Raw genomic sequence first — 13,612 nt, forward strand, 5'->3', positions numbered from 1 at the left:
GCCACCCCGCCGTCTATCAGTCAGCACGTTCAATCTCACAAAGGAGCGGATGCTCACATTCCGAAGAATACTGATTCACCTGTGCCGCCTTTGTTTCTGCGATGTCACGGGTATATACCCCACATACGGCTTTTCCCTGCGTATGGACGAGCAGCATCACCTGCGTCGCCTTTTCCTCATTCATTCCGAAGAACTTCATCAATACTTCCACCACGAAGTCCATGGGTGTGTAATCGTCGTTCAGGAGCACCACCCGGAATCGGGCCGGGCGCTTCAGGGCAGGCTTTTCAGGCGCAACACTGACCCCCTCATGGCGCCCTGGCTGTTCGTCCTCCCCCTGATTGAATACTAGTAGAGAATTCTTAATTGTCCGCATGGTTCTGTTTACCGGTTATTCGGTTTCCTGACTAAATGTGGTTGCCCGACTGCGGCTTTTCAAGCCGGAATCGGAGCAAGCGTGCGTTATTTATCAATACGGACATGATACAGCTTCCAGACCTGCTTCAACCACTCATTCACCCCGTCAGAACTCTTGACTCAGACGCCAGATTGGCAGAGAGTTAACCTGCATTGTAAAACAATGTAAATAAACGCAAGACTTATGTAACCAGAAGCAACACTCGCACAACGCTCAATCCAATAATAAGACAGACAGGGAACAAGGGAGTTCATCATGCCAAGAGGCAAAGTCAAATGGTTCAACAACGCCAAGGGATACGGCTTTATTATCGAAGACGGCTGCAGTGACGATCTGTTCGCCCATTTTTCTTCGGTACAGATGGAGGGTTATAAAACCCTGAAGGCGGGCCAGTCGGTCACCTTCGACAAAAAGCCGGTCGAAAAAGGCGTTCACGCCATCAACATCGTACCCGATGAAGCGCCAGCAAAGCGGGAACCGGGCCAGGAGTCCAGGCAAGGCGGCGAGTCCCCGGATAGCGGGCTGTCAGGCCACTCGGGGTATCCTCCGAGAGCTGTTAACGGCTGAGACAGTCGCGGCGATTATTTCCCCGATTCCTGCCGGGTAGCCGGCAGGCCGTGTTTTTTTTTGCTTTTTCCAGAATTCCGAATCCTTTAGGCTTGCCACTCCTCCGTATTACCAACAGGAACCGTGCATGGCCGAGCTGATTCTGTTCAACAAACCTTTCCAGGTGCTGAGCCAGTTCACCGATGACCGCGCCGGACAACCCCGCGCAACCCTTGCCCAATGGATTAAAAAGCCCGGTTTCTACCCCGCCGGCCGGCTGGACTATGACTCCGAAGGCCTGTTGCTGCTGACCAACCACGGCGCGCTGCAGCACCGGATTGCCTCCCCCACCAACAAAATGCCGAAAACCTACTGGGTGCAGGTTGAAGGGGAGATCTCCGACGATGCAATCGGACAACTGTGCAGCGGTGTCGAACTGAAAGACGGCCTTACCCGTCCCGCCAGCGCCAGGCGGATAGCAGAACCGGAGGTCTGGGCCCGGGTACCTCCGGTGCGTTACCGTGAATCCGTCCCCACCAGCTGGCTGGAACTCACCATTACCGAAGGCCGTAACCGGCAGGTGCGGCGCATGACAGCCGCCGTGGGCTACCCTACCCTGAGACTGATCCGCTACCGGATAGGGGACTGGACACTGGATGGCCTGAAACCCGGCCATTTCCGCCTTGAAACCATTCACTTGCCAGACACTCCGCCGGCTGGCAAGCAAAACCCGCGCAAGACCAAGCCCGGGCGCCGCACGACCAACAGGAGGCCAAGCCGAAAATGACCTGGAAACCCCATGCCACCGTGGCCGTTGTGACCGAAGACGAACAGGGCCGCTTTCTGCTGGTTGAAGAGGAAAGCCACGGCAAGGTCGTTTTCAACCAGCCTGCCGGGCATATCGAGGAAGGCGAAGCCATTCTGGATGCAGTCCGGCGCGAAGCTCTGGAAGAAACCGGCTGGCAGGTTGAGCCGGAGTCCTTCCTTGGCGTTTACACCTACAAGGCCCCGGCCAACGGCGTTACCTACTACCGTTTCTGTTACGCCGCCAAAGCCATCAGGCAAATCACCACCGAGCTGGATACCGGCATTATCGCCCCGCACTGGCTTACCCTGGACGAAATCCGCAACCTGGGCACCCGGCTGCGCAGCCCGCTGGTGCTGCAGTGCATCGAGGATTACCGAAACGGCCGGCGATTCCCCCTTGAAGTGGTGGTCGACGGACAGACGTAACCGCCACAAGATGGTAAAATCGCCCCTTTACAGCGGTAACCCGGAAAACCAATGACCCAGACTGCAGAACCCAAGACTCCCCAGAACACCCGCGTGATCGTCGGCATGTCCGGCGGCGTGGACTCCTCCGTAGCTGCCTGGTTGCTGAAAGACCAGGGCTACCAGGTGGAAGGCCTGTTCATGAAGAACTGGGATGAAGACGACGGCACCGAGTACTGCACTGCCATGACAGACCTGGCCGATGCCCAGGCGGTGGCCGATGCCATCGGTATCAAGCTGCACACCGCCAGCTTTGCCGCCGAATACTGGGACCGGGTGTTCGAGCATTTCCTGTCCGAATACAGCGCCGGGCGCACCCCGAACCCGGACATCCTGTGCAACAAGGAAGTAAAATTCCGCGCTTTCCTGGATTACGCCGTCACCCTGGGCGCCGACTACATTGCCACCGGCCACTACACCCGCCAGCGCCCCCTCAACGATGGCAGTGGCAAAGCGCAACTGCTGAAGGGACTGGATCCGAACAAAGACCAGAGCTACTTCCTGCACGCCGTCTCCGGCGACCGCATCGCCCGCACCCTGTTCCCGGTGGGCGAACTGGAAAAGCCGGAAGTTCGCCGCATTGCCGAAGCCCAGGGTTTTGTAACCCACGACAAGAAAGATTCCACCGGTATCTGCTTCATCGGCGAGCGCAAGTTCACCGACTTCCTGAAGCAATACCTGCCGGCCCAGCCCGGCAACATTGAAACGCCGGACGGCAAGGTGATCGGCAAGCACCAGGGACTGATGTACCACACCATTGGTCAGCGCCAGGGTCTGGGCATTGGCGGCCTGGCGGAGTTTGGCGATGAACCCTGGTACGTGGCAGAAAAAGACCTGTCCCGCAACGTGCTGATCGCCGTTCAGGGCAAGAACCACCCGCTGCTGTTTTCCCGGGGCCTGGTCTCCGGCGCCATCGACTGGGTCGCAGGCGAACCGCCGGCGCAGCAGTTCCGGTGCAAGGCCAAAACCCGTTACCGCCAGCCGGACCAGGACTGCGAAGTCACGATCATCGATGGAGGCGTGAAGGTGGTCTTTGACGATGCCCAGCGTGCGGTGACCCCCGGGCAATCTGTAGTGTTCTATCAAGGCGCAATCTGTCTCGGTGGCGGTGTGATTGAAGAAACCTGGCGCGATGGCGAGCCCCTGCCCGCCCGCCTGGCTGCGGAAGCCGACGCATGAGCCGTTCCCTGCACGACCAGACCCTGGCCCTGGCGGGTATCTTTCAGGCAGCCGCGCTGGTGCGGGAAATTGCCCACACCGGCTACTGCAACGAAGCGGCCATGGAAACCTGCATCCGCTCGCTGTTTGCCACAGATCCTGAGACCACGCTGGATGTTTACGGTGGCGAGTTGTCCGACATCCGCGATGGCCTGCAGGTGCTGTCGACCGTATTCGCCCAGCAAGCCCGTCCGCAGGACGCAGAGGTCCTGCGCTATGTGCTGAACCTGATTCACCTGGAATCCAAGCTCAAGCGCAAGGGCGATGTAATGGATGTGCTCGGCAACCGCATTGAGCAGGCCCGCCACACCGCCAGCCATTTCGGTTACACCCACAGCAACCTGCTGAGCAACCTGGCATCCGTATACAGCGACACCATCAGTACCCTGGGCCCGCGCATCCAGGTCAGCGGTAACCCCAACATGCTGCAGCGGGAAGACAACCAGCACAAAGTCCGTGCCCTGCTGCTGGCCGGCATCCGTTCGGCTGTACTCTGGCGCCAGAGTGGCGGCCACCGCTGGCAACTGATCTTCAAGCGCAAGAAAGTGATCCTGCACGCCAGGGAGCTGCTGCGCTGATTCGCAGCGTCCTCTGGTGTATCATTAACGCCTTCATATTTTCCCGATCCGATTTTTCTTTGATGAACTGAGAGGTTTTCGATGGAACTCACCGCCCTGACCGCTATTTCCCCGGTCGATGGCCGCTACGGCAGTAAAGTCAGCGTATTTCGCAGCATCTTCAGTGAATACGGCCTGATCCGTAACCGGGTAACCGTCGAAATCCGCTGGCTGCAACAATTGGCCGCACACCCGGCCATTACCGAAGTGCCGGCGTTCTCTGCCGAAGCCAATGCCTTCCTGGACAAGCTGGTCAGCGAATTCAGCCTGGCCGATGCCGAGCGCATCAAGGAAATCGAACGCACCACCAACCACGATGTGAAAGCGGTCGAATACCTGATCAAAGAAAAGATCGCCGATGTGCCCGAGCTGCACGCAGTGACCGAATTCGTGCACTTCGCCTGCACCTCCGAAGACATCAACAACCTGTCCCACGCCCTGATGCTGCGCGAAGGACTGGACCATGGACTGCTGCCAGGCATGGAAAAGGTGGTCGACAAGCTGGCCGAGCTGGCCAAGGAACACGCCGAACAGCCGATGCTGTCCCGCACCCATGGCCAGACCGCCTCTCCCACGACCGTGGGCAAGGAACTGGCCAACGTGGTTTACCGCCTGCGCCGTCAGTTGCTGCAGATTCGTGAAGTGGAAATCATGGGCAAGATCAACGGTGCCGTGGGCAACTACAACGCCCACCTGTCTGCCTATCCGGATGTAGACTGGGCCGCCAACGCCGAAGAGTTCGTCGAGAGCCTCGGCCTGGACTGGAACCCGTACACCACCCAGATCGAGCCCCACGACTACATTGCCGAGCTGTATGATGCCATTGCCCGCTTCAACACCATCCTGATCGACCTCGACCGGGACATCTGGGGCTACATCTCACTGGGTTACTTCAAGCAGAAGACGGTGGCCGGCGAAATCGGCTCCTCTACCATGCCCCACAAGGTGAACCCCATCGACTTCGAAAACTCCGAAGGCAACCTGGGCATCGCCAACGCCATCTTCGGCCACCTGTCTGCCAAGCTGCCGATTTCCCGCTGGCAGCGTGACCTGACCGACTCTACCGTACTGCGCAACCTGGGCGTTGGTTTCGCACACAGCCTGATTGCCTACGAAGCCTCCCTGAAAGGCCTGGGCAAGCTGGAAATCAACCCGGCGCGCCTGAACGAAGACCTGAACAACGCCTGGGAAGTACTGGCCGAGCCGATCCAGACCGTGATGCGCCGCTACAACATCGAAAAGCCCTACGAAAAACTCAAGGACTTGACCCGCGGCAAAACCATGAGCGCGGAAGTCATCAAGAATTTCGTGGAGACCCTGGAAATTCCGGAAGAAGCCAAGGCCGAACTGCGCAACCTGACTCCGGACACTTACATCGGTAATGCCGTCGAACAGGCCGGCAACATTTAAACGGGAGCAACACCATGGACATGCTTGGCGGATTGACAGCTTCTGAATTTCTGCGGGATTACTGGCAGAAAAAGCCCCTGGTGATCCGTCAGGCATTTCCCGGTTTCCAGTGCCCGGTCAGCCCGGACGAACTGGCCGGCCTGGCTTGTGAAGAAGCGGTGGAATCCCGCATCGTCATCGAGAACGATGCCGGCAAACCCTGGCAACTGCACAACGGCCCGTTCAACCCGGATCGCTTCAGCGACCTGCCGGAACAGGACTGGACCCTGCTGGTTCAGGGCTTGGACCACTGGGTACCGGAAATTGCCGACCTGCTCGACAACTTCCGTTTCGTCCCCAACTGGCGCCTGGATGACATCATGGCCAGCTATGCCCCGAAAGGTGGCAGCGTTGGCCCTCACTACGACATGTACGACGTCTTCCTGCTGCAGGCCCAGGGCCATCGCCGTTGGACCTTTGGCGGCCACTGCGACCATGCATCGCCACGGGTGGAAGGCACGCCCCTGCGCATTCTGAGCAGCTGGGATGGCGAAGAAACCGTCACACTGGCACCGGGCGATATGTTGTACCTGCCCCCGGGTATCGGCCACCACGGTGTGGCGGAAGACGACTGCATCACCCTGTCTGTCGGCTTTCGTGCGCCCACCATCGACGACATCCTGACCAGCTTTACCGATTTCCTGAGCCAGAAAGAAAAGGCCGCCGAACACCTGGACGACCCGGACCTGCAGGTTCAGGACAACCCGGGCACCATCGGTGCGGAGGTTATCGACCGGCTGGATACGGTAATCCGCGAACAGCTGGGCGACCGCCGCAACCTGGCCCTGTGGTTCGGCCAGTTCACCACCGCTCCCAAGAGCATGGACATCGTGGTGCCGGCAGAGGAGCCCGCTGAAGCAGAAGACCTGGCGGAAGCCATCCGCGCCGGCGAGCAGCTGCGCTGGAACGAAGGCTCCCGCTTTGCCTACCATGAACTGGCCGGTGAAACCGCCCTGTTTGTGGATGGTGAGCAATACCTGCTGAAAGGCGATGCCCAGCTACTGGCACCCGTGCTGTGTGCCGGAGCCCGCATAGATATGTCGGCCCTGGCCGAATTTGCCGGTGACGAGGCCCTGCTGGGCCTGCTGACCAACCTGTATAACCAGGGTTCATTGTACTTCGAGTAAGCCATGACTCCGAGATTTCGCAAATACAGCTGGCAACTGGCCCCTGCCTCCATCCGCGACATCCGCCAGCGGGTGTTTATCGATGAGCAGAAGGTGCCGCCGGAGCTTGAGTGGGACGACACTGACGAGATTGCCGATCATTACCTGGCAGTCGATCAGGCCAATACCCCCATGGCCACGGCCCGGCTGTTTTCCACCATGGAAGAAACCGGTTTTATCGGGCGAATGGCCGTGCTTCCGGAATACCGTGGCCAAGGTGTGGGCGAGGCGCTGCTGCGGCACCTGATTGCGGAATCTGCCGGGCGCTTCCAGGAACTTCGGCTATCAGCCCAGAACCACGCCACCGGCTTCTACGGGCGCTTCGGCTTCCATATTTGCTCCGAGCCCTACGATGACGCCGGCATCCCCCACCTGGATATGCGTTGCCTTGCGCCCTCGCTGGCCCACCAGGCACTCGCTGACCGCACCCAACCGCTGATTCTCGGGGCCGACACCGAGAGCTGGCTGTTCCACGACGAAGCCACCATGCTCGGCCTGATGGATTCGCTGGTGGGCCAGGCCGGCCAGCGCCTGTGGCTGTATGACAACCTGCTGGACCACGACCTGTATGACCGTTACCGGCTGCGGGAACTGATTTCTGCGGTAGCCCGCCGACACCGCCTGAGCGAAGTCCGCCTGCTGATCCACGACGACAAACCCCTGGTGAAACGCCGGCACCAGCTGGTTGAGCTGATGCGTCGCCTGAGCAGCCGCATGGAGCTAAGGCTGGTAAACGCCGACTACCCGATGGAAGACCAGCCGTTCATGCTGGTTGACCGTGAAGGGGTTCTTTACCGCCACCACTTCAACAAACCCGACGGCTTTGCAGGCTTCGCCGCATCAGGCCGGGTAAAGCTGATGGAAGAATCCTTCCAGCGCATGTGGGACGCCGCCCGTCCCTCCATGGAACTGCGGGAACTACCGCTCTGAGTGTTGCCCGTAGATTGCCTGGGGCGATTCGAAACGGGCACCGAACGGCGCAAATTCCTCATCCACCTCCTCGGCCACTTCAATGATCAGCCGGCGCAACCACTGATGGTCACTGTTGTGCTGCAGCAAGGGACTCCAGGCCATTTTCAGTTCGAACGGCGGGATTTCGAACGGCGGCACCTTCACCACCAGGTTCGGATTATCTTTCTGCAGCCAGGCCGCCCGTGACGGCAGCGTTGCAATCAGGTCGTGCTGCTCGGCCAGCAACATGGCCACCTGGTAATGGCGGGTAAACACGGAAATCTGGCGTTTACGCCCCATCCGCCCCAGAGCTTCGTCTACCCACCCCAAACGCTGGACATCTTTCGGGTTTACCCCGACACCCACACCAAAACCGGTTTTGCTGACCCAGATATGGCTGGCTTCCAGGTAGGTGTCCAGGGTGAACGGCTGCCTGAGGATCGGATTGTGGGAATTCATCAGGCAGGCAAAGTATTCGGTCCAGAGGGTTTTCTGGTGAAACGACTGGGGAATCTTGTCGAAGCGGTTGATGGCCATGTCGAGCCGGCCCTGCTCCACGTCCAGGAAGCTGACATCACTGGGGGTCAGGACATCCAGGGTCACATGGGGCGCTTCCTGGCGAATCCGCCGCAATACCCTCGGCATCAGGCAGGATTCGGCGTAGTCACTGGCCATGATCCGGAACACCCGCTGGCTGTCGTGGGCCGCAAACGGCGTCTTTTCCTGCACCGCCTGTTCGATGTTCGACAAGATCCCCCGCACCAGGGGCTGCAGCTCCCGGGCCCGTTCAGTCGCGGTCATGCCTTCGCTGGTACGAACCAGCAAGGGATCGCCGAACAAGTCCCGCAAGCGGCGCAGGCCGTTACTCATGGCCGGCTGGGTAATGCCCAGATGGTTGGCGGCCTTGGTTACATTGCGCTCCCGCAGCAACACATCCAGGTATACGAGCAGGTTGAGGTCTACGCGGGAAATATCCATGGGCAACTCCATCAGGGGTTCTCGGCCCGACAACCGGCCGACTATTCACCGCTTCAATATACAGGAATCACATGATTCATTAAATGAATGGCCAATGCGGTTACGCAGGTTAACGGACTGACCCGGAGAATTCTGCTACGCTCTGGCGCAAAACACCGCGCTTATCCAGGGATCCACCACCACCGTGTTCAAAAGTTTCAGGCAACGGCTCTCCTACCGCCTTACCCGGGACACCGTTCTGGTTGCCATGGCCGTAGGCCTGGTGCTGAACCTGATCCAGATTACCCTGGATTATTTTGACGCCCGCGATTCCATGGAGCGGGAAGTCCAAGCCCTGATTGAAACCAGCCACAGCCCCGCGTCCCAGATTGCCTACAACATAGACATGCGGCTGGCCGATGAACTCCTCGACGGCCTGCTGCAGCACCCGGCCGCCATCGATGCCCGGCTGATCGATAACGAAGGCCAGACCATGTCGGCCTCCAGCGAAAGCAGCCCGGAATCCCGCTACCGCTGGGCCAGCGACCTGTTGTTCGGCGCAGACCGGGTGTTCCGGGAAAACCTTCGGGTACCCCAGCTGGCAGACCTGCCCCTGGGCCAGCTGGTGGTGACCATCGATACCTACCACTACGGCATACGGTTCCTTGAGCGTGCCACCTACACCCTGGTTATCGGGCTACTGAAAAGCCTGGCGTTATCCGGGGTGTTGCTGGCCATTTTCTACTTTGTGCTCACCCGCCCCATGCTCAACGTAATCAACGCCCTGAGCCAGGTAAACGCCAGCTCCCCGGAAAAAGTTCGCCTGCCGGTTCCGGAAAACCACCGGGAAGACGAGATCGGCACCATGGTGGGCATTATCAATGAACACCTGGAAAACATGGACAACAGCGTTTCGCAACTGCGAACGGCTGAAGCTACCATGAAGAACTATTCCAGCCAGCTGGAACAGGAAGTTGCGGACCGGACCCGGGAAATTTCCGAGAAAAACGACGCCCTTCAGCGGGGTAACCGGGCCCTGGTCAAGGCGAAGGAAGATGCGGTACGGCGTGCCCGCACCAGGGCCGACTTTCTGGCCAGCATGAGCCATGAAATCCGCACCCCCCTGAACGGCGTGCTTGGGATGCTGGGGCTGGCGCTGGAAAGTGAAAAAGACCAGGGCCAGCGCAATCGCCTGGAAATTGCCCTGAATGCCGGGGAAAACCTGCTTGGTTTGCTCAACGACATCCTGGACATTTCCAAGGTAGAGGCCGGAAAGCTAAGCCTGGAGACCATACCGTTCAGCATGCGCGAGCTGATCGACGAATGCACCACGCTGCATCGCCAACAGGCCGAAGGCAAACAGATCCAGCTGATCAGCGAAACCGATCCGGACTTACCCGCCTGCTTTCTGGGTGATCCCACCCGCACCCGGCAGATCATCAATAACCTGCTGGGCAACGCCATCAAATTCACCGACACCGGCAGTGTGAAAGTACGCACCAGCTGGACCGGTGGCAGCCTGCGTATCGAAGTGATAGACACCGGCATCGGCATGTCTGACGAAGGCCTTGACCGAATTTTCTCGCCATTTTCTCAGGCGGATACCGGCACAACCCGGCTCTATGGCGGAACCGGTCTGGGCCTGGCCCTGTGCAGGCAGCTCGTGGAACACATGAAGGGCCGGATCCTGGTCGATTCGCGCATAGACGCTGGCACCCATTTCACCGTCATCCTGCCCCTGGCAGTGGCGAAGACCGAACCCCGGATGCCAGCCTCCGAACCAGCAGACGAATCTTCAAAGGTGTCACCCCTGAAGATTCTGCTGGTGGAAGATAACCGGGTAAACCAACTGGTTGCCAGCGGGCTGCTGAGAAAACTCGGGCACCGGGTTGACATGGCCGAGAACGGCGAGCGGGCGCTGGCTGCACTGCAGCGCCAGCAATATGACATCATCCTGATGGATTGCCAGATGCCCGTCATGGACGGCTTCGAGGCAACCCGGACCATTCGCCAGAACCCCGAGTGGGCCGAACTTCCGGTTATTGCCGTTACCGCCAACGTGTTACAGGGCGACCGGGAACATTGCCTGGCCTGCGGCATGAACGATTACATCACCAAACCCTATAAACGGGACGAGCTCAGGGCGGTTATTGAGCGCTGGGCTCCGCCTGCTCAAGAGCCGCCAGCAGCCCCCTGAGTTGCTGGCGCAGCGCCACCAACTGAGCGGGCTCCACGTCAAGCCCGCACAACAACTGTTCCGGTATGCCCGCGGCCCGGGCCTTCAGTTCGCGGCCAGCATCGGTCAGGGCTATGCGCACCACCCGCTCGTCATCCCCCCGGCGGGTACGCAACAGCAATTTGCGTTCTTCGAGCCGCTTGAGCAAGGGTGTCAGGGTTCCGGAATCCAGCCGCAACCGCTGCCCCAGGTCAGACACCCTTGGCCCGGCTCCACCGTCATCCAGCTCCCACAGCACCAGCATCGCCAGGTACTGCGGATAGGTGAGCCCGAGCCCGGCCAATAAAGGACGGTACCGGGCCGTCACAGCCCGGTTGGCCGCATAGAGCGCAAAACAAATCTGGTTATCGAGTGCCAGCATCGGGCTCTGGTCCGTCATGGATTCAGAGCAGCTTCTCAATGTCAGCGCGGATATCCTCCGGCTTGGCGGTGGGTGCATAGCGCCGGACTACAGCACCATCACGGTTTACCAGAAACTTGGTAAAGTTCCATTTGACCTTCTCCGACCCCATCACACCCCGGGCTTCTTTTTTCAGGAACCGGAACAGCGGATGGGTGCCCTCGCCGTTCACCTCAATCTTGGCAAACATCGGGAAGCTCACGCCGTAGTTTAGCGAGCAGAACTGGCTGATAGCGTTATCGTCACCCGGGTCCTGGCTCAAAAACTGGTTGCAGGGAAATCCCAGCACCTCAAAGCCCTTTTCTCCCAGGTCCTTGTGCAAGGCTTGCAGCCCCTCGAACTGGGGCGTGAAGCCGCACTTGGATGCGGTATTCACGATCAGCAAAACTTTGCCCCGATAATCCGCCAGGGACGTTTCGTTGCCCTTGATGTCCGTGGCACTGAAATCGTAAACGGTTGCTTCCGACATAAATCACCTGTCCTGTTGTGAGCCGAATGAATATCAATTGTGCACAATTTAATTGCTTAAAACCAGAGCTGCTATGTGATCAATCCGTAATTCGCCACAATTGGTCACAATTGCCCCTGTTACCCCGGTACATCCCTCCGCTAGAATAGTAAGCTTCCGTTATCCGGAAACTTTTCCCGTTTTTCGTTAAGGACGCATCACGCCATGCAGAACTATTTCAAATCCGCCAAACTCGACAACGTATGTTATGAAATTCGTGGCGTGGTTCTGCGTGAGGCGCGTCGGCTCGAGGAAGAAGGCCACCGGGTACTCAAGCTCAATATCGGCAACCCGGCCGCCTTCGAACTGGATGTGCCCGAAGAGATCCAGCAGGATGTGATCTACAACATGCACCAGGCCCAGGGCTATGTGGAGTCCAAGGGCCTGTTCTCTGCCCGCAAGGCGGTCATGCATTACAGCCAGCAGCGCGGCATTCCCCGGGTAGACATTGATGATATCTACCTGGGTAACGGCGTCAGTGAACTGATCGTGATGTCCATGCAGGCCATGCTCAATACCGGCGACGAAGTGCTGATACCAGCCCCGGATTACCCGCTGTGGACTGCAGCCGTCACCCTGTCCAGCGGCAAGCCGGTGCACTACCGTTGCGACGAGCAGCAGAACTGGTTCCCGGATATCGACGACATCAAGAAGAAGATCACCCGTCGCACCAAGGCCATTGTTCTGATCAACCCGAACAACCCCACAGGCGCGGTGTATTCGGATGAGCTGCTGCACCAGGTGATCGAACTGGCCCGCAAGCACAACCTGATCATCCTGGCTGACGAAATCTACGACAAGATTCTGTACGACGGCACCGTGCACACGTCCATCGCCTCCCTGGCCGAAGACGTGCTGTTCTTTACCTACAACGGCCTGTCGAAAAACTACCGGGCTGCCGGCTACCGTTCCGGCTGGATGATCATCAGCGGCGCCAAGCACCGGGCACGGGACCTGATCGAAGGCATCGAGATGCTGTCGAACATGCGCCTGTGCGCCAACGTGCCGGCCCAGCTGGCCATCCAGACCGCCCTGGGCGGCTACCAGTCCATCAACGACCTGGTGGCACCCGGCGGCCGGCTCTATGAACAGCGCGAAACCACCTGGCGCATGCTCAACGACATTCCGGGCGTCAGCTGTGTGAAGCCTCAGGGCGCCCTGTACATGTTCCCGAAGCTGGACCCCAAGCACTTCCCCATCGCCAACGATGAAAAACTGGTGCTGGACTTGCTGCTGCAGGAAAAAATCTTGCTGGTACAGGGGTCCGCCTTCAACATCGACGACAAGCAACACCTCCGGGTGGTGTTCCTGCCCCGCCAGGACACCATGGCAGACGCCATGGGACGGCTGGCCAACTTCCTGGAACACTACCGCCAATAATCGGGATCTATTATGGCCGACATTCATGTCGAGGAATTTTACAAGGACGTAGCCATCGCCCTGGCGCAGTTGTACGCGACCTTCCCCAGGCGCACCAACCTGTTTGTGGAAGACATTGCCGGCCCGGATGAGCCGGACGAATTCGGGCTGCACAGCAAACGCCACATGGCTTGCTTCGGCGCCCTGCTGTGGCTGCAGGAAGAAGGTTTGCTGCGATATGTCGACACCATCCGCCAGGAAGCCCTGGACCAGGCGGTGCTGACCCGGGAAGCCTTCGTTCGCCTCAGCGCACCGGCACCACAATCACTGGCCCGGAAGCTGAATGCCCTGCCCGAGGAAGCGAACCTTCCGGCCTCAGTCCAGCAGGACCTGTCTACCTATACCCACCTGCTTCGGGCCGCCCTGAAAAACGGCAGTTCCACCCGTATCAGCCTGGCCGTGCAGGCCGCTTTCTTTACGGATTTCAGTGCCGAAGGGCTGCATTAAATCGCGGT

The 13,612-nt window shown here is 59.2% G+C and carries 15 protein-coding genes; 11 read left to right on the forward strand and 4 right to left on the reverse strand.

Annotation, left to right across the window (positions count from 1 at the left end):
• Nucleotides 1–16: 16 nt before the first annotated feature.
• Complete coding sequence (gene clpS / locus B9Q17_RS03950; protein ID WP_022987989.1) at nt 17–376, reverse strand: ATP-dependent Clp protease adapter ClpS; 360 nt, start codon at nt 374–376, stop codon at nt 17–19.
• Between the two features lie 297 nt (nt 377–673).
• Here clpS and B9Q17_RS18465 point away from each other — a divergent pair, with 297 nt between their 5' ends.
• From B9Q17_RS18465 to B9Q17_RS03990, 8 genes are all read left to right on the forward strand, one after another.
• Nucleotides 674–985: a cold shock domain-containing protein gene (locus tag B9Q17_RS18465; protein ID WP_273133032.1), complete on the forward strand. Its 312-nt coding sequence runs from the start codon at nt 674–676 to the stop codon at nt 983–985.
• A gap of 127 nt (nt 986–1,112) precedes the next feature.
• The gene (locus B9Q17_RS03960) at nt 1,113–1,751 is read left to right on the forward strand and encodes a pseudouridine synthase (protein ID WP_094624187.1); all 639 of its coding nucleotides are present in this window, start codon (nt 1,113–1,115) and stop codon (nt 1,749–1,751) included.
• A complete protein-coding gene (locus tag B9Q17_RS03965; protein WP_094624188.1) occupies nt 1,748–2,197 on the forward strand; it encodes an NUDIX hydrolase in 450 nt (149 codons plus the stop codon). The genes B9Q17_RS03960 and B9Q17_RS03965 overlap by 4 nt, the downstream gene beginning before the upstream one ends.
• Before the next feature lie 51 nt (nt 2,198–2,248).
• A complete protein-coding gene (gene mnmA / locus B9Q17_RS03970; RefSeq protein WP_094624189.1) occupies nt 2,249–3,415 on the forward strand; it encodes a tRNA 2-thiouridine(34) synthase MnmA in 1,167 nt (388 codons plus the stop codon).
• On the forward strand, nt 3,412–4,032 hold the full coding sequence (hflD, locus tag B9Q17_RS03975) for a high frequency lysogenization protein HflD (protein WP_022987994.1): 621 nt from the start codon (nt 3,412–3,414) through the stop codon (nt 4,030–4,032). Before mnmA ends, hflD begins: the two co-directional genes overlap by 4 nt.
• Before the next feature lie 81 nt (nt 4,033–4,113).
• Nucleotides 4,114–5,481, forward strand: a complete 1,368-nt coding sequence (gene purB / locus B9Q17_RS03980) for an adenylosuccinate lyase (protein ID WP_094624190.1) — start codon at nt 4,114–4,116, stop codon at nt 5,479–5,481.
• 14 nt (nt 5,482–5,495) lie between these two features.
• Complete coding sequence (locus tag B9Q17_RS03985) at nt 5,496–6,647, forward strand: cupin domain-containing protein (RefSeq protein ID WP_094624191.1); 1,152 nt, start codon at nt 5,496–5,498, stop codon at nt 6,645–6,647.
• 3 nt (nt 6,648–6,650) lie between these two features.
• A complete protein-coding gene (locus B9Q17_RS03990) occupies nt 6,651–7,616 on the forward strand; it encodes a GNAT family N-acetyltransferase (protein ID WP_094624192.1) in 966 nt (321 codons plus the stop codon).
• Here B9Q17_RS03990 and B9Q17_RS03995 read toward each other — a convergent pair.
• Nucleotides 7,605–8,615 carry a LysR family transcriptional regulator gene (locus B9Q17_RS03995; protein WP_022987998.1) on the reverse strand — a complete coding sequence of 337 codons (1,011 nt, stop codon included), beginning with the start codon at nt 8,613–8,615 and terminating at the stop codon, nt 7,605–7,607. The genes B9Q17_RS03990 and B9Q17_RS03995 overlap by 12 nt on opposite strands.
• Nucleotides 8,616–8,799: 184 nt before the next feature.
• On the opposite strand from B9Q17_RS03995, the gene B9Q17_RS04000 reads away from it, so the two are divergent.
• Entirely contained in the window at nt 8,800–10,791 is a 1,992-nt protein-coding gene (locus tag B9Q17_RS04000) for an ATP-binding protein (protein ID WP_094624193.1), read from the forward strand.
• Here the strand turns inward: B9Q17_RS04000 and B9Q17_RS04005 are convergent.
• Entirely contained in the window at nt 10,742–11,209 is a 468-nt protein-coding gene (locus tag B9Q17_RS04005) for a MarR family winged helix-turn-helix transcriptional regulator (protein WP_094624194.1), read from the reverse strand. The two genes, B9Q17_RS04000 and B9Q17_RS04005, sit on opposite strands and share 50 nt — an antisense overlap.
• Before the next feature lie 4 nt (nt 11,210–11,213).
• Entirely contained in the window at nt 11,214–11,699 is a 486-nt protein-coding gene (locus B9Q17_RS04010; protein ID WP_022988001.1) for a glutathione peroxidase, read from the reverse strand.
• 204 nt (nt 11,700–11,903) lie between these two features.
• Between B9Q17_RS04010 and B9Q17_RS04015 the strand changes: the two genes are divergently transcribed.
• The gene (locus B9Q17_RS04015; protein ID WP_022988002.1) at nt 11,904–13,118 is read left to right on the forward strand and encodes a pyridoxal phosphate-dependent aminotransferase; all 1,215 of its coding nucleotides are present in this window, start codon (nt 11,904–11,906) and stop codon (nt 13,116–13,118) included.
• 12 nt (nt 13,119–13,130) lie between these two features.
• Complete coding sequence (locus B9Q17_RS04020) at nt 13,131–13,604, forward strand: hypothetical protein (protein ID WP_094624195.1); 474 nt, start codon at nt 13,131–13,133, stop codon at nt 13,602–13,604.
• Nucleotides 13,605–13,612 lie beyond the last annotated feature (8 nt).

Source organism: Marinobacter vinifirmus (assembly GCF_002258215.1).
Lineage (GTDB): Bacteria > Pseudomonadota > Gammaproteobacteria > Pseudomonadales > Oleiphilaceae > Marinobacter > Marinobacter vinifirmus.

Coding starts and splice junctions, on each gene's coding strand:
- B9Q17_RS03960 (WP_094624187.1), top strand. CDS start 1,113: ATGGCCGAGCTGATTCTGTTCAACAAACCTTTCCAGGTGCTGAGCCAG.
- mnmA (WP_094624189.1), top strand. CDS start 2,249: ATGACCCAGACTGCAGAACCCAAGACTCCCCAGAACACCCGCGTGATC.
- B9Q17_RS03990 (WP_094624192.1), top strand. CDS start 6,651: ATGACTCCGAGATTTCGCAAATACAGCTGGCAACTGGCCCCTGCCTCC.
- hflD (WP_022987994.1), top strand. CDS start 3,412: ATGAGCCGTTCCCTGCACGACCAGACCCTGGCCCTGGCGGGTATCTTT.
- B9Q17_RS03965 (WP_094624188.1), top strand. CDS start 1,748: ATGACCTGGAAACCCCATGCCACCGTGGCCGTTGTGACCGAAGACGAA.
- B9Q17_RS04010 (WP_022988001.1), bottom strand. CDS start 11,699: ATGTCGGAAGCAACCGTTTACGATTTCAGTGCCACGGACATCAAGGGC.
- B9Q17_RS04005 (WP_094624194.1), bottom strand. CDS start 11,209: ATGACGGACCAGAGCCCGATGCTGGCACTCGATAACCAGATTTGTTTT.
- B9Q17_RS03995 (WP_022987998.1), bottom strand. CDS start 8,615: ATGGATATTTCCCGCGTAGACCTCAACCTGCTCGTATACCTGGATGTG.
- B9Q17_RS04020 (WP_094624195.1), top strand. CDS start 13,131: ATGGCCGACATTCATGTCGAGGAATTTTACAAGGACGTAGCCATCGCC.
- clpS (WP_022987989.1), bottom strand. CDS start 376: ATGCGGACAATTAAGAATTCTCTACTAGTATTCAATCAGGGGGAGGAC.
- purB (WP_094624190.1), top strand. CDS start 4,114: ATGGAACTCACCGCCCTGACCGCTATTTCCCCGGTCGATGGCCGCTAC.
- B9Q17_RS18465 (WP_273133032.1), top strand. CDS start 674: ATGCCAAGAGGCAAAGTCAAATGGTTCAACAACGCCAAGGGATACGGC.
- B9Q17_RS03985 (WP_094624191.1), top strand. CDS start 5,496: ATGGACATGCTTGGCGGATTGACAGCTTCTGAATTTCTGCGGGATTAC.
- B9Q17_RS04015 (WP_022988002.1), top strand. CDS start 11,904: ATGCAGAACTATTTCAAATCCGCCAAACTCGACAACGTATGTTATGAA.